Source organism: Rummeliibacillus sp. POC4 (genome assembly GCF_003576525.1).
Classification (GTDB): Bacteria; Bacillota; Bacilli; order Bacillales_A; family Planococcaceae; genus Rummeliibacillus.
The window spans coordinates 1-17,253 of record NZ_QWUA01000003.1 but is presented as its reverse complement, the minus strand read 5'-3'; the positions used below and the strand labels follow the sequence as shown (position 1 = coordinate 17,253).

The following is a 17,253-nucleotide window of genomic DNA, read 5'->3' as shown; positions in this document are numbered from 1 at the left end:
ATATACATATAATATGTAAGGTTGGTTATGTTTTTTAATAATATAGAGATAGCACTAGTAATTAGGCTATCTCTATATTGATTTTTATCAAATATTATTATTCAGCAACAATTTTAGCGTTTTTCACTTGATCTAAAGTATATTTTTTAGAATCGATTGCTGCAAATAATTGTGAATCACCATTTTTTTCTAATTCAATTTTAGAGCCATCATCAAATACAAGTGTATATTTAGAAGCTCCTTTAAGATTTTCAGGAAGTTTATCTAAATAAATAGCAACGTTATATAAATCAAGAAGAGCTGATAAATCTTCAACGTTTTTAGCTTCCCCTAAATCTTCTAATGTTGTATCTTTTTTCACTTCAGTATTACCTTCTAATTCTTTAATTTTAGCTTCAGCAGCTTTCAATGTTGCTTCGTTTTTAACAAGTGCTTTTTGATCATCTGATAATTTATCAAATGCAGCTCTTGCAGCTTCAACATCAGCTTTATTTTCTTTAGCTAATTTGTCTGTAGCAGGTAAAGCAGCAATTAAATCGCTAACTGCTTTAGCAGCGTTTTGATCTTCTACAGATGCACCAGCTTTATCAGTTTTGATGTTCAAAATATATTTACTATCTGAAGTTGTTTGAGCAGATACAACATCACCTTCAGATAAAGCTTTGACAAATGCAGATTTAGAAACTTTATTACCATTGATTTGGTATTCAGCTACATCGCCAGCAGCATAAGTGTATTTGAACACTTTACCATCTGCATCTTTCACTTCGAAAGTTTCTTTTTCAACATCTAAGTTTTGTACAGTACCAGTTGCTACATCTACAGTTGAATATTTAGTAAATGAAATAGATTCTGATTTGTTTGGTAGGCTTGCTTGAGAAGCAGAAGCATTAACTGTTACATTTGCAGCAGAAGCTTTATCAGCAGAAGTTACTTTAATAACTGCTGTACCGTTTGCATCAGCATCTACTTGGAATGTTTTAGTTGTACCAGCTTTAACAACACCAAGACCAGCTACATTTACATCAGCAAATGTTGCAGAAACTTCAAATGATACTTTGTATTTACCATTATTGTAATCAGAAGCATATGGGAAACCATTTTGATCTACTGATTGGTAAGTGAATGTTGCTTCATCTTGAGCTGAGAATACATGTTTATCATTGTTTACTTCTAATGTTGCATCTTTAACAGATGGGTTCACGAAGTAAGTTTTTTCAGCTGTAGTTGATAAATCAGCATCATCTAATTCAATGCTATCTGTACCATTTTCAACAAATACTGTTGGAGCAGCAAAACCGTCTTTAGGACCTGTTACTTTGAATGTAGCTTTTCCGTCTTTTCCAACAGTGATTAGTACTTCATCTTTTTCTGAAGATACAGTTTGTCCGTTAATTCGTACAGCATCGTATGCAGACACATCGCCTTTTTTGAATGTTACATAAGCTTTAGTACCAGCTGGAGCTAATTTACCATCTTTATCAGTTACTGTAACTGTATATTGACGGCCACCACTATTTACATCTTTTGCATCAGTTGCTGTAGCAGATGTATCGTATGCAGCGTTTTGAGTACCAACTGCTTCTACTTTTAGACCTTGTGAGAAGATCTTATCGAATGTTACAGGGTTAGCTTGAGCTTGAAGTTCTGTAGGATCTAATTTGTCATTACCAGTCCATTTGTTGTAAGCATCAAATGCTCCATCAGCAAATACGATTGGAGTTACAGTTGCATTAGAACCTTGTAATGTAAATGTTGCTTCACCTTTAGAGTCAAGTTTTACACGTACTTTTTGTACGCCACCAGTAGTTACTTGGTAAGGGTAAGCATCACCTGTAGCATCAACAACTTTAACTGTACGTACTAATTTATCAGGAGTTACATCAACGTTTTCTTTGAATGCAACATTGATATAACCATTAGCATTTTCTGGAGAAGTTACTTTATAAACTTTTTTAGATTCATTAGCTAATGTAGTACCAGCAGTCACATCAATGACAGTTAAACGTTCAGTGTTACCCCAGTAAACTTTACCTACAGTAGATTTCACATTTGCAACACCTGTTGGATATGCATAAACTGTGTCGTTACCTTTTGAATATTGAGTGTATGAGTATTTAGCAACACCGTTTTCATCTGTTAATGCTTCAACAACAATATCTTTGTTGAATGTTGAATCAGCATCGATATTGAATGTTACAGGGATACCTGCTTTAGATTGACCATCAGGAACAGTTACTTGAGCAGAAACAGTTACTTCTTTACCAAGAATACCTTGTAAAGAACCTGATGATAATTTAATTGCAGTTGGTTGTACTGTAGAAGCTGCAGCATCAAAAGTTTTAGCTTTTACGCCGTCAATAGAAAGTGTGTATTTTTTACCAGCTTCTTGAGCAGCAGTAGTTAATACAACCACTTTATCGTTAGTTTGTTTTACAGCTGCGTTTTTAACTTCAAGAGCGCCATCATCGATTGTGAAGCGAGAAGCTTTAGCGTCGTCAGCTTTAACAGCATCTTTGAATGTTACTTCAACAGTTGTGTTGTTAATAGCTTTTACGCCTTCAAGAGCTACAACAGCAACACCGTCTTTGTAGAATGTACCGTCTACTTCGCCGTTAGCAAGTTTGCTATCGTTGTAGAATTTACCATCGAATTCTACTAAACCTTTAGTTAAGCGACCTTCTTTGTAAAGAACTGTGCCGCCTTTAGCTGTTTTGTAACCAGCTTTAAGTTTACCGTTGTAGAATAATAGAGTTCCGTTGTTAGCTGTTTTGTAACCTGATTTAAGTTTACCGTTGTAATAAAGAACTGGGCTTTTATCTACATCGCCGTATACTTTGTAACCTTTGTTTAGGAAACCATCTTTGTAAAGGTATTCGCCACTAAGAGCTGTTTTGTAACCTTTTTTAAGTTTACCGTTGAAGAAAAGTAGTTTGTTGTCACGAGCTGTTTTGTAACCTTTTTTAAGAGTACCGTTGTAGTAAAGTTTAATAGATTTACCAGTACCCACAGTTTTGTAACCTTTTTTAACTTTACCATTGTAGTAAAGTTTTGATTTGTAAACTACATAACCTTTAACTGCCTTACCAGTTTTAGCGTTTAATAGTTTACCGTTTGATACTTTGTACTTAGAAGCTGCTGATGCGTCAGTTGCGCCAGGAACAACGGCAGCAGTTACTACGGATGCACCTAGAGCTAGAGCAGCTGCAGTTTTAACTAATTTGAATTTCTTCATAAATTGAAATCCTCCCTTGGATATGATTAGCATTTTTGCTGGTTAAATATTTCATCAACTAACCATGCTTAGCCTAATTATCGACTATTAATAAGATAATTTCCACCCCTTTTTCTGTAAAAAAATTCAACATTATAAGGCATATGTCATGTTTTTATTAAAAATTTAAAATATATATTATAAAAATATATGTATTTACATTATTTTTACAAAATAAGATTGATAAGTGAAATATATATATAATTAATAGGTATATATAATCATTTTATAGATTCATAATTTTAATAATGAGTGTATTTTTTTTGGTAAATCCACTTGTAATATTTGAAATAAACATAAAATTGTTACTTCATATGAGGTCGTATACTAATATAATGATTTAATAAAAAATCATGTGTTTCTTCCTATTTATATAGATTTTTTTAAATTTTAAGTTCTAAATTGAATGGCAGTGTTTTATAAAACTTAAACTTTATATTTTTATTATTTTAACGTTATTATTACAATTGTTACGGAATCATTAGCAATTGTAATATTATCTAGCTTTTTTAGAATGGATTACATTACATAACTAGTTTCTGATATTCTTTTACTAAAAATGCTTAGAGTTTTTGTGAACCTATTTTACAAAAAGCCTCAGCAACAAATGTTACTGAGGCTTTTAAATTATATTATGCACCGGCCTTACTCATGTTCGATTTATCTATGATCTTCCTATTAGCCGTTTCAATTATGATTTTTTTTAAGCTTTCTTTATCTTGTTCCAAGAGTGTTTCTATCACTTTATAAAGTTCTTGCTTACCGATTGCTTCTGCTTTTCCTATGAAGATTTTCGGAAATACTTGTTTCTTTTGGATTTCGTTTTCGTTTAACAGTTCTTCAAATAGTTTTTCGCCTGGTCGGATGCCTGAGAATTCGATGCCGATTTCTTCTTCGGTGTAACCAGATAGTGTGATAAGATTTCGAGCTAGATCCACAATTTTAACTGGCTCTCCCATATTTAGCACAAATACTTCCCCTCCCCTAGCTAATGCACCCGCTTGGAGGACTAAGCGAGAGGCTTCTGGGATGGTCATAAAATATCTTGTCATTTCTGGATGTGTTACAGTGACCGGTCCACCAGCTTCAATTTGTTTTTTAAAGAGTGGAATCACACTACCTCTACTTCCTAGTACGTTTCCGAAGCGAACAGCTACGAATTTGGTTTTACTTTCTTTCGCTAGATTTTGGACAATCATTTCTGCAATTCGTTTTGTTGCCCCCATAACATTTGGTGGATTTACCGCCTTATCTGTGGAGACCATGACAAAACAACCCACGCCAAAGAAATCGGCCGCCTCTGCTATGTTCTTTGTGCCGAAGATGTTATTCTTCACCGCTTCTGTAGGATTATACTCCATCAGTGGTACGTGCTTATGGGCAGCGGCATGATAAATGACATCTGGTATATACTTTGAGATGATTTCGAATATACGTGCCCGGTCTTGAACATCTGCAATAATAGGAATGATTTCTATTTCTTCTTGATAGAGTTGTTTGAGTTCCATATCAATGGTATAAATGCTATTTTCCCCATGACCTAAGAGTAATAATTGACTTGGATAAAATTTACAAACTTGTCGGCAGATTTCAGATCCAATAGATCCACCTGCACCTGTTACAAGTATCGTTTTACCTGTTATTTTTTTTGTAATGCTTGTCATATCTAACTCTACTGGTTCTCTACCAAGTAAATCTTCCACTTCCACATCACGAAAGTTATTGACAGATATTTTCCCTGTAATCAAGTCTTCCACAGACGGCATAATTTTAGTATTTGCTTTTGTTTTAGCACATTCTTCGTAAATCCGTTTAAGTTCTGACTTTTGGAGTGATGGTATAGCAATAATGATATTTTCAATTTTTAGTTTTTCGACTAGCTTTGGAATATCATGAATCTCCCCCTTTACCTCTATCCCATAAATCTGGAGTTTGAACTTTTTCGGATCGTCATCTGCAAAGGCTACTGGATATAAATTCGTTTCTTTGTTTTTTAATAATTGTCGAACAATCATCGAGCCAGCAGCGCCTGCTCCAACGATTAACGTCCGCTCTTTTTCAGGATCTGGTGTGATAAAACGTTCACGGAATAATCGCCATGAAAATCTCGATCCTCCGATTAGTAGAACATGCATCATCCATGTGATGCTAATAACCCGAATATCTATCATTTGAAAAGCGATTAGCTGAACGACCGTTGTCGTTACATTTGAAAACGTAATCGCCTTTATAATCGCTAGCAACTCTCCTATACTCGCATACTCCCAAGCATTTCGATACATACGATAGATTGCCGCAAATAAATGATGACTTACTAATAATGTACCGGAACTTACAAGTAAAAATGGCAGTGCTTCATGTTGTAATGTAGGATTAATGATTAAATATCCTAGAAATATCGCTGCGATTACGATGGTAGAGTCTAGCAACATTAATAACGGCAGTCTTCTATTGTATGGCAGTGTGCTTCTCCTCCTATTCAAAATTGAGAGTATGATAATTCGCTACATTATATGGTTCTATTTTAATGGGTATGACTAAAATGGATATTTTTCTAATCGAAATAAGTTGAGGATGGCTTAGGCTTTGTTATAAGGGGCTTTGAGGTTGAAGTTATTTGTATTCTAGGTACATCGTTTAAAAGGATTTTGTAAAATGATGTATGTTAGATACTACTTTTTAAAATGGGTATAGTGAAAAGTGATTAAGGGGTTCGAAAATAGGGTTGGCCTTTTTTAGCATGTAAAAAAAGCAAAAGACAGAAATGTTATGAGATAAACATTTCTGTCTTTTTTAGTTTTAGAATTTTGTAATGATAGTAGAACTGATCCATGCTTTTGTTGTACTGGATGGGATATAGATTTGATACCAAGTTGTGTTGGATTCGTCTTTCGTTGTTACTGCTTTTCCTTTGTCATCTGTTACAAGTTTTAAATAAGTATCCTTTTTCAATGTTGCAAGGACAGTTGAATTTTTGGTCGTTGCCTTGTCACGTACATTGGTGTCATTATAGTTCGTAACAGCCAGGTTTTGGATATTCAAGTAGTCACTTCTAACCCATGCTTGGTCATTGTCATTATAGCTAACGCGGAACCAACGTCCACCACTATTTTTGTCATCTTTGATATCTGCGTTATGTCCTAAGATTGTAATTTGTTGACCAAGTGATAGCGTACCAATTTGTCTTGCCGTCGTGGCGTAAGGCATGGAATAGACTGGCGTCAATAGAGATGCTATTGCTACGATGCCTTGGTCAAATGTATAGAATGTACTCGGTTGTGGCTTGTCCGCTGGGATGATATGGTCATACGTTTTTTGTATCGGTGCTGGGTCTAATGTACTTACTGGTTGGGCTGCATAGAATTTGCTATCATATGGTTTCATGTCTTCCATTAGTCGAGCAATATTGCGCCCCCATTCTGGGTCTGTTGCGTATTTGGTATTCATCCCTGCAATATGGACACCGTTGTTATAGATGGCCCCCTCTTTTAAATATTTGTTATAAATAGCATCTGCATAGTATTCCAGTCCTTCTTTTCCAGATGGGAAGTATAGCGCACAGGTGAATGGCGCTGAGTCATATGCTTGATAGCCAAAGAAGTTATTTTTGTATTGTGAGATGGCTGAACTTCCCCATCCTGTTTCCCAAATAGCATGTGCAAGCATAAATTGCGCATTAATGCCGTATTCTTCTTGAACCTTTAGAAAAGCTGGAACCATCTTATAAAGATTATTGGATGTGAAATTTGCTCCTTTTTTCCTCACCAGATAGTCTTCCATTTCTTTTTGTGTAATATTGGATACTTTTCGTAAGTTTTCAGCAAGATAATGATTGCCCGTTTGTGCTGGTGTGATCCACACTGTTTTGCCACCGATGCTGCCTTGGTAGTATGTGTTACCGTTAATGACTTCGGTTTTCTTGGCTGTGAACGCTTTTGCTCGGTACTTGCTTAATGAGCTATAGACGACATTGTTTGTTGTACCGTTTGAGATATTATAAGCTTTACCAAAACCTGTTAAGTATAGTTTTAAGTTGGATGTGGTGGATGAAGTGATGTTCGATAGGGTGATTTGTCCTTCTTCTACCCATCCGATTGATTTTGTTTTTGTACCGTCTGTACGACTGATTTCGTAATATGTTTTGTTGTCTACTGTTGCTTGTTTGTAGACATAGAAATTTTCGTTAGTATAGGTTGTGCCTGCTTGTTGTGATTTAGTTAAGTCGGTTAAATCCTGATAGATTTTGGTAGATGTACTTTTTAGGATGCCGACTTTTGTAATGGCTGTTGTTTCTGGTTGAGCTGGTGTTTCTGGGTCTGGATTTGTTGGCTCGGTTGGTTCTGCTGGCTTCGTCGGCTCGGTCGGCTTAGCTGGGTCTGTGGTGTCTGGCTTTGGCGCATTTTTGACTTGTGTTGATGTGACCCAGAGAGTGATATTGTCTGTTGTTGTGCCTTGATACCAGGTTCCATCTCCTGCTTTGACGGCTTTTATGATGGTGAACTTTTCATTCTTCGGTAATGTTTTTTGAACGATATCCTTTGTTTCTCCCCATTGAATGCTGTAGCCTTTACCTGTTCCATTTAATACTTTTTCAGTTGTAGGGATTTTGGCTGATCCTTGAGCAACTGTTGTTAACTCTGTGCTTTGAACCCAACCGATGACTGCAGCTTTACTTGTTGGGTGTGTGCTTAGTTGATAATAGATGTTCTTTCCGATTGTTGCTTGCTGCGTGATGAAATACGTTCTGTTGGTCTTTTTGGTTGATGCTTCTGCTGATTGTTTTAGATTGTTGATATCCGGGTAAACTTTGGCGATTTGCGTGTTGATACGTCCTAGTCTATTTACTTTTTTTAGTACTGGTTTAATCGTTGCTGGTGATGGGTTTTTTGTTGTTAATTGGGACGATTTTAACCAAACAGTTTGTCCGTTAAGTGTTCCACTATACCACGTGTCATCTCCTACTTTTTCAGTTGTTTTCGTTTTGAACAGGGTGTTTTTGTCCGTGCTGAGAGAGATGAAAATGACATTCTTTGCTCCACCCCATGGTCTTGTGTAACCTTTACCTGTTCCTTTGATATATCTTTTTGTGGTGCTATTTTTGGTAATTTTATGTGTTTTGGTTGTGAGATCTTTTGCTTTGACCCAACCGATAAATGGCTGACTGGCGTTTTTATAGTTGCTAATTTGATAATAAGTTGTTTTATTGTAAACAGCTTTTTTGTTTATGTAGTAAGTGAGTTCTAGTTTTTGGCTGCCTACTTTTGTTCCTGTTGTTGCTGTTGGTGATTGATATATAACAGCTTTCTCGTTTTTGAAGCGACCTAATTTACTAGTGTCTGTTTGTTTAACTGATTTTGTAGGTTGCGTAACCGTAGTTTTTGCTTCCGCCTTTAATGCTGGTAGGGACATGGTAACTGTTGATGCTAGCATAGCTGCTGAGATAACTGCTGCTGTGAGTCTTTTGTGTGACTTTTGATGTGTTGCCATCTATAATCCTTCCTTTCTATTAAAATGGTGGATTTTTACTAACTATAGCATGGATTTGAGAGATTTGGTAGGTGTTAGGGTGGGAAGGGTGTGGGGTGGTTACGCGATTTTTTGGTCTAGTTCCGCGATTTTGGGGTGGAGTTACGCGATATTCGGAGAGAGTTCCGCGATTTTGTAGGTTGGTCCCGCGGTTTTTGGAATTGTATCCGCGTTCCTGACAATTTAAGTCTTTATGAGTTTACTCGGGGTAGACGATTATTGCTCTGCTTGGGCGCGGCTAGGTATTTGTGTTTTACTTGTATCCTGTCCGCGGATAATGCTTTTGGGTAATATGGGGTTACGCGGTTTTCGGAGAGAGTTCCGCGATTTTCTAGGTTGGTCCCGCGGTTTTTGGAATTGTATCCGCGTTCATGACAATTTAAGTCTTTATGAGTTTACTCGGGGTAGACGATTATTGCTCTACTTGGGCGCGGCTAGGTATTTGTGTTTTACCTGTATCCTTTCCGCGGATAATGATTTTGGGTAATAGAAAGAGACCACCGTGATGATTGGTGGTCTCCTTTTGGTTAGTTGTACATTTGGATAACTGAGCTGCTGATCCATGCTTTTTTGGTTGTGCCTGGTTTGTAGATTTGGTACCAGGTTGTTTTGTTTTTGTCTTTCTTTGTGACATATTTGTTGTCTTTTTTGACTAGTTTGATCGGCGTGTTTTTATTGACTGAAGCTACTTTTGTATATTTTGTATCGGCGCCAGCTCTTAGGTTTGTGCCGTCACTTGTTGTAAAGGCTAGGTTTTGAACAGCGATTTGGTCGCTACGTACCCACCCTTGTTTGCCACTGTAGCTGATTCGATACCAGCGTACTGTTTTGCCGCTATCATTTTTGAAGTCGCGGACATCTGAGTGATAGGCTTTTAGCGTGATTGATTTGTTCTTTTTGTATGTGCCATATTTTGATGAGTAGATATATGGCAAGCTATAGACTGTTGCTCCTGATGCAACGTTGACTTTTGCTGTGATATCCGACGGCATTGTATGATATGAAGCTGGTTGTGCTTTTGTTTCTGGGATGACGTTATCGTATTCTTTTGGTGCTGGGAATACTTTTGTACTTACGCTTTTTTTGCTGTAATAAGAGCTGTTGTATGGTTTCATTTGTGCCATTAAATCAGCAATTTTTTCACTCCAGCCTTTATCAGTAGCATACTTGACGTTCATGCCTAATAGCGATGGGCCATTATAGTAAGCGCCAGTAGTTGTTAGATAATCACGATAGATTTTGTAGACATATGCACTTAATCCTGCTTTTCCTGTCGGGAAGTATTTTGCACAAGTTAAGGCACAAGTGTCATATGCTTGATAACCGAAATAGTTATTTTTGTATTGTGCAATAGTAGAACCGCCCCAACCTGTTTCTAGAATGGCATGAGCAAACATAAATTGGGCGTTAATGCCAGATTCGTTTTGTAATTCGATAAATGTTGGTGCTAGTTTGTAAAGGACGTTGTCTGGTAGTTTTCCTTTAGTTAATAAGAATGCTTGCATTTCTTTTGCTGTGATATTCGATGTTTTTCGAAGGTTCAGCGCGATGTATGGGTTTGTTTTGATATGTGTCGCTGAAATCCAGACCGTTTTTCCGTTTAGCGTTCCTTTGTGCCAAGTGGATGTGCCAAGTTTTTCTGTTCGAGTAATTTTGAATGATTTTGCGCGATATTTACTTAAAGTGTAAACTTTATTTTTCGTACCGCCCCAAGGCATATCGTAAGCTGTTCCTGTTCCCGCTATGTATACTGTCGATGATGTTTTATTTACAAGCTTACGTGAGTAGCGCTTTAAATCTCCTGATGCAACCCATCCTATTTCTTTGGATCCTTGATAAAGTTGGTAGTAAGTTGTTTTATCAATCGTTGTTTTATTTCTTACATAAAAGGCTCTACCTGTGTAAGTAGTGTTGGCCAGGATGAATTTTTTCTTGTCATTGGGTTTTTTATAGATTTTGGAAGTTTTTGACTTGATGTGTGCAATCTGATTGACCTCAGTTGTTTTGTAAGTGCTTGATGTCTTTGCGGAGGCTTGTCCGTTAGTGATATAGATTGTTGCTACTAACATCGTAAGAATCATACAGATGCGTATAATATTTTTCCTCATTTTTGGCTATTCCCTTCTTTCTCTTTTGTCTTATAGAATTATTGTATAGGAATATTACTTCCAGGTGAACGGGTATTTCATACTAGTTCAGTGAATTATACGTGACTATTTTTGCCAATAATTCTTGTTTTTATTATGATAAATTGTTTTAATTTGTCATAATTTTTTCGATATTTTTATAAAAATGAGCGAAATTGGATTTCATAATATATTTTCGGTATTATTTTGATATTTTTAATTTTATTTCATAGAATTTTGTTGTTTTATGAGTTTTTTCGTTTGTTTTGGTGCCTTGCATGGAATTGAAACTCTCTCTATAATTCAGCTAAAAGTAAGGAGGAGGATATTTTTGATCGGTAAGGCTTATTCTAAAACAGATTATTTAGATGGATTAGATAGTTTAATAAGAAGACTTTCTACATCAAATCCTAAGCGAGAGGAATTAATCAATGAATATAATCGTATCCAAGCCGGTGACATTGGTGAAAAAGTTGTTATGGATTTACTAGAAAAGCTTCAACTTCCCTACGACTTTTTTATATTTCACAATCTATCTTTGTCGCTGGAAACGAAAGTTCAGTTTGATGTATTGTTGTTGACTCCGCATTATATCTTGATATTAGAAGTGAAAAACATTAAAGGCTCAGTTATTTTAAGAGACAATCCAAGTCAGCTTGTCCGGACATTGCCTAATGGAGAAGTTCAAGTTTTTAATAGCCCAGGGCCACAACTGGAAGAGTATATCTATCAACTCAAAACTTTTTTGGGGAATAAAGGACAGAACATTCCCGTATACGGTGCCGTTGTTTTCCCTTTTACATCAGGTCTAATTGAACAAAGCACAAATAAAACAACTATTTTACGAAAAAATGAATTAAAATCTTTCATACGAAATATTCCTATAAGGGGACCTTTTTTAACTGGTAGGGAGATTGAATATTGGAAAGACTATTTTCTAAATAATCATATCGAATTCAATCCATATCCTTTAGTTGAAAGATATAATATTCAGCTTAGCGAAATTAAAAATGGGGTCTTGTGCAAAAAGTGTGGACATATAGGGATGAAAAAGTTTCCATATTATTGGTATTGCCCTATCTGCCATTACAAAAGTAAAAATGCGCATGAGCATACAATTATGGAGTATTTTAAGCTCATCAATAACACTATGACGAATCCCGAATGCAGAGAATTTCTTGGTATTCAAAATCCGAATCAATCCTATCGCCTGATAAAAAAGATGCCGTTGCAGCGTGTCGGAAAGAATCGATACGCACAATATATGCTTCCGAAAAATGGAGATAAATAAATCTGTTTCGATTGATGGAGCGTGGATTCAAAGGACTTTGAGTGTGGAACAGGACTTGTGGATTGGGGCTTGTGGGGCAGGACTTAAATTGTCCGGAACGTGGATTCAATTTCTTGTTGCGTGGATTGATGGTTGAGTTGCGTGGATTGAACTCCGTTGTGCGTGGATTGATTTGCCATTTGCGTGGATTGAAGCTGGTTTTTGATAGATGGACTACAGCTGATTGCTCAAGGGCTTTGGGCGCGGATCGGATACTTGTTGGATTGGGTTTCTTGCCGCGGATAATGGGGGTATTTTCTCTGCTTTGAGTTAGCTTCGGAGGACTTGAATTGTCCGGAACGTGGATTCAATTTCTTGTTGCGTGGATTGATGGTTGAGTTGCGTGGATTAAACTCCGATGTGTGTGGATTGATGGACCATTTGCGTGGATTGGATTCTATTTTGCGTGGATTGAAGCTGGTTTTTGATAGATGGACTACAGCTGATTGCTCAAGGGCTTTGGGCGCGAATCGGATACCTGTTGGATTGGGTTTCTTGCCGCGGATAATGGGGGTATTTTCAAACGCAAAAACCGCCTCATTTTAGAGACGGTTCAAGATTTATAGTAGTGGTTTTTCTTTGTTTTCGGTTATGGTTTGTTCGATTAGATCGTGCCATTTGTTGTAGTAGACTTCTGGTGTGTATGATTCTTCGATTAGGTTGAAGGCGTTGTTGCCCATTCGTTCTGCATCGGATGGATTTTCTAATACACGTTTGATGCGGTCTGCTAGTGCTTCGATGTCACCGTTTGGTACGAGATAACCGGTTTCGCCGTCTTTGATGATTTGGGCTGGGCCGTAGTTGATCTCGTAGCTGACTACTGGTGTGTGGTTGGCAAATGATTCGAGCATAACGAGGCTGAATCCTTCTGCTGTAGATGTTACTAATGAGACAGCTGATTTGGCGAACACTTCGTCAATCCGATTTGTATAGCCTTTTAGTTTGACGCTATGATGTACTTTTAATTTTTTGATAAGTTTTTTAAGTTCTAGTTCTTCGTCGCCTGCTCCATAGATTTCGAGTTTGGCACCTGGGATGTCTCGGGCTACTTCCATAAATGCTTCGATGGCTTGGTCGATACGTTTTTCTTTTGAGTAGCGAGCGACCATTGAAACAAGTAGAGGATCTCTTTCTACATCTACTACTGGTGTATCTACACAGTTTGGAATAACGTGAATATTACCGCGATTGCCGATTTCTTTGTGCAGGTCGAGTTGTTGTTGATCAGTTAGTACGACAACTGGATAACCTTTTGGAATAATGTCCAAAATTGGTTGTACTGCTTTGCGATATGGGCTGCCAAGTGTGTGCGGTTCTTCGAAATGGTTGGAATGTAGCATGTAGATTTTGAATGCTAAATCATCGTCCATATTGATGACACGTTCGGCCACGGCTGCTCCATCCACTATGATTACTGGTTTAACGACTTCTGTTCGGCAAAGTTCTTCTAACCAGAATGTGTGGAATTCTTTTCGGTTCGCAAAGTCCACTACCTTTTTGTGCTCAGGATTGTATAAGTAAACATGTTGTTGCTTTCCTGTTTGGAAGTTGAACCACACAGATAAGTAACAGAATCCATCTGGTGTAAAGAAACGTTCTTGGTTTTTCTTATTGTTCGCTGGATGATACAGTGTTTCACGAATTTTATAACCATGTGGGTGATATTCTTCACGACGTACACGAACACGATTTTCATCAAAGTAATCGATGAATTTTAGAATACCATCTTCGTCCCATTGTTTATATTTGATATACGTACCATTCATGAAATAACGTGCAAAATTGCCACCATCTTGTACCCAGTAGTCGCCTTCGTACTTTTTGGAATTTTGTGCGTATTTTTCTTTTTGTGCGCTCGTTACTTCTTTTGAAGAAAATTTTTCACGATAATAATCGTAGACGTTGAGAATTTCAACATTTCTATTTAGTTGGCCTGTAGCACGTAGTTCTGAGGCTATTTCTGGGTAGTTCATTTTGAAGTCCATTGTTAGGAGAACTGAACTGTAGTCTTGGTTTGAGAATAGTGCGGAACGGCGAAGCATTACTTTGTTGACGCCACCTTTTTCGACGTCCATGTCCCATGCTGCCATAAAAATTGTTCTTTTCATTGGAGTATTCACATCCTTTTTTGATATGTAAAAATCAAATGAAGGACCGAAGTATATTCGATCCTCATTTTGTGAGTGTTAGTTTTATTTATGTTTTCTTCGGTCTGCTAATTTATTTCGGAATTCTTTTTGTTCTGCTGCAGGTAGTTTGTGATATTTTTTAATGAAATCTGTATAATTTTTCATCACTACATTGGTTGGTCCAAATTCTCTTAAGTGTCCGCCCTCGATCCAAGCGATTTTCGTACAGAAGCTGCGTACTTGGCTTAGGTTGTGACTGACGAAGAAAATGGTTTTGCCGCGTTTTTTGTATTCATTCATCTTGGCTAGTGACTTGTCCGCAAAGGTTTGGTCCCCTACGGAAAGCGCTTCATCGATGATAAGAATATCAGGGTCTGCAGTGACGCTGATGGCAAATCCGAGTTTGGATTTCATACCACTTGAGTATTTTTTTACGGGTTGGTAGATGAAATCACCAAGCTCTGAGAACTCGATTATTTCTGGCAAAACTTTGGCGATTTTTTCTTTACTATAACCCATTAGCAAGCATTTGAACTCGATATTTTCGATACCTGTTAGTTGGTTGCTAAGGCCGGCATTGATGGCAATAACGTTGACGTCACCTTTAACAATAACCTCACCAGAAGTTGGAGGGATAATACCACCTATGATGTTCGAAAGGGTGGATTTCCCTGACCCGTTTATGCCGACAAGACCGACAACATCTCCTTTTTCAACTGCAAATGAGATGTCCTCTATTGCATTGAAGCTACTCCCTTTTTTCCCTGGGAAGATGAGGTCACCGAGTTGCTCGCCTTTTGTTTTATACATTCGATATGTTTTTGTTACATTTTTGATAATGACTGATTCCGCCATGTAGGTTCTCCCCCATATTATATTTAGATAAAGTCAGAGAAGCGGTTTCTGAATTTAAAGTGCGCTGTTGAGCCGATTAGTAATAGAACGAAGATTAGTCCTAAGTTATATAATGTTAGTTCCCAGTGAGATACGATATACCAATCGTTATACAACAATGATGCACGATAGCCGTTTGCTAAATAATAGAAAGGATTTAACATTAGAATGTTATGAATCCAATCTGGCATATTAGATGAACGGTCCCAAAGAATTGGTGATAGGAAGAACATTGCTTGTAATAGCGATTGGATGAGCATTTGGATATCTCGTACAACTACTGTTAATGTTGATGTTACGAGTGTAATTGAAAATGCTAGTATGTAACTCAACGCTACGAAATAGATTAACTGTATATAGTAAATACTTGGGTAGTATCCTGCGATCCAGAAAATCACCATGATGGCGCCTAATAATATTAGATGGCCATAATATTTCCCCATAATAATGTAACTAGGCAACACGGATAGTGGGAAGTTCATCTTGGCGACCATGTTGTATTTTTGGTAAATCGATTTGGAGCCGTTTAGGATGGCTTTGTTGATAAAGAACCACATTGAAATCCCTGCTAGCATCCAATAGACATAGTCAACCTCTTTGTGATATTCGTTTTCCATGGTTCCGCGGTCCATTGCGAATCCAAAGACAAACCAGTACATGGCCATTTGAATTGCTGGATTGAGAATTTCCCATGCAAAGCCCAAATAGTTATTCTGATTGTCGATGCGTAATTGGAATTTTGCTAAGCGCAAGATCAAATAAAATGAATGGACTTGTTCCTTAATAATTTTTATAAGTGCTCTCATTTTGTTTATTTCCTCAATTTCATGTATTGAATTTGTTGTGAACTAGTAGTTTTTTGTTTTGTTATAAGTATAACTAATTTGGTAACTTTTCATAACCTTTTCTATTACTATTTAATAGAAATAATTATTCTTCAAATTAGCTGGCTTTTTTAAAGTTGGCTTTTTCTTATTTTACAGGAAGCACGCCTGTTTATCATAGAAAAACACTTCACATAGTATACCATATTCATGGAAAATATTCTGGATATGTGGATGAGAATTTTGGATAGAATAGATTACCTTAGGATGTGAAGCTATGGCTTGGCATGTGGGGGTTTCTGGTGGTTGTTTTTGGGGATTAAATATAGGTTGGTTCTGCTTTTTCTTAGTTTAAATTTCTGATTGGTTAAGGGCATTGGGCGCGGTTGGGGTGCGTTGGCTGGGCATAGTTTTTTTTGCCGCGGATGATGGGAGTATTTTGGGGTTGCTTTGGGGAGTTTGTTTGCGCGGTGAGTTTGCACGGGGACTTAAATTGTATGCATCGTGGATTCAATTTCTTTTTGCGTGGATTGGAACCCGGATTGCGTGGATTAAACCCGGTTTTCCGTGGATTGGAGATGATGGCTTGCTTCTGATCACTCAAGGACATTGGGCGCGGTTGGGGTGCTTTGGTTAAGCATAATTTTTTGCCGCGGATGATGGGGTATTCGAAGACTTCGGGGAGTTTGCTCTGGGACTTAAATTGTTCGGAACGTGGATTCAATTTCTTTTTGCGTGGATTACTCTTCCTGTTGCGTGGATTGAATCCCGAGTTGCGTGGATTAAACCCGGTTTTTCGTGGATTGGAGATGAAGGCTTTTTTCTGATTACTCAAGGGCATTGGGCGCGGTTGGGGTCTGCTGGTTGGGCATAGTTCTTTGCCGCGGATGATGGGAGTATTTTGGGCTGGCTTTTGGGAGTTTTCTTGATCGGGGGGCTTTGCGTGGAACTTAAATTGTTCGAAGAGTGAATTCGGGAAGTTTGCTTTCGTGGGACTTAAATTGTACGCATCGTGGATTCAATTTCTTTTTGCGTGGATTGGGGTTCGGGGTTGCGTGGATTACTCTCCCTGTTGCGTGGATTAAACCCGGTTTTTCGTGGATTGGAGATGATGGCTTGCTTCTGATCACTCAAGGACATTGGGCGCGGT

Annotated in this window: 8 protein-coding genes; 1 reads left to right on the top strand and 7 read right to left on the bottom strand. The window is 37.5% G+C overall.

What is annotated here, in order from left to right:
- Positions 1 to 97: 97 nt before the first annotated feature.
- The 4 genes from D1606_RS00990 to D1606_RS00975 all read right to left on the bottom strand — a co-directional run bounded on the left by D1606_RS00990 (position 98) and on the right by D1606_RS00975 (position 10,908).
- On the bottom strand, positions 98 to 3,235 hold the full coding sequence (locus tag D1606_RS00990; protein ID WP_119414154.1) for a hypothetical protein: 3,138 nt from the start codon (positions 3,233 to 3,235) through the stop codon (positions 98 to 100).
- 671 nt (positions 3,236 to 3,906) lie between these two features.
- Positions 3,907 to 5,706 carry a polysaccharide biosynthesis protein gene (locus D1606_RS00985; protein ID WP_369973719.1) on the bottom strand — a complete coding sequence of 600 codons (1,800 nt, stop codon included), beginning with the start codon at positions 5,704 to 5,706 and terminating at the stop codon, positions 3,907 to 3,909.
- 367 nt (positions 5,707 to 6,073) lie between these two features.
- Positions 6,074 to 8,761: a glucosaminidase domain-containing protein gene (locus tag D1606_RS19240; protein ID WP_119414153.1), complete on the bottom strand. Its 2,688-nt coding sequence runs from the start codon at positions 8,759 to 8,761 to the stop codon at positions 6,074 to 6,076.
- Positions 8,762 to 9,327: 566 nt separating this feature from the next.
- Entirely contained in the window at positions 9,328 to 10,908 is a 1,581-nt protein-coding gene (locus D1606_RS00975) for a glucosaminidase domain-containing protein (protein ID WP_119414152.1), read from the bottom strand.
- A 349-nt stretch (positions 10,909 to 11,257) separates the two neighbouring features.
- On the opposite strand from D1606_RS00975, the gene D1606_RS00970 reads away from it, so the two are divergent.
- Positions 11,258 to 12,217, top strand: coding sequence for a nuclease-related domain-containing protein (locus D1606_RS00970; protein ID WP_158582299.1), 960 nt, complete (start codon positions 11,258 to 11,260; stop codon positions 12,215 to 12,217).
- A 599-nt stretch (positions 12,218 to 12,816) separates the two neighbouring features.
- Here the strand turns inward: D1606_RS00970 and D1606_RS00965 are convergent.
- From D1606_RS00965 to D1606_RS00955, 3 genes are all read right to left on the bottom strand, one after another.
- On the bottom strand, positions 12,817 to 14,364 hold the full coding sequence (locus tag D1606_RS00965; RefSeq protein ID WP_119414150.1) for a glycosyltransferase: 1,548 nt from the start codon (positions 14,362 to 14,364) through the stop codon (positions 12,817 to 12,819).
- 84 nt (positions 14,365 to 14,448) lie between these two features.
- Positions 14,449 to 15,240, bottom strand: coding sequence for a teichoic acids export ABC transporter ATP-binding subunit TagH (tagH, locus tag D1606_RS00960; protein WP_119414149.1), 792 nt, complete (start codon positions 15,238 to 15,240; stop codon positions 14,449 to 14,451).
- Positions 15,241 to 15,263: 23 nt separating this feature from the next.
- Positions 15,264 to 16,085, bottom strand: coding sequence for an ABC transporter permease (locus tag D1606_RS00955; protein WP_119414148.1), 822 nt, complete (start codon positions 16,083 to 16,085; stop codon positions 15,264 to 15,266).
- Positions 16,086 to 17,253 lie beyond the last annotated feature (1,168 nt).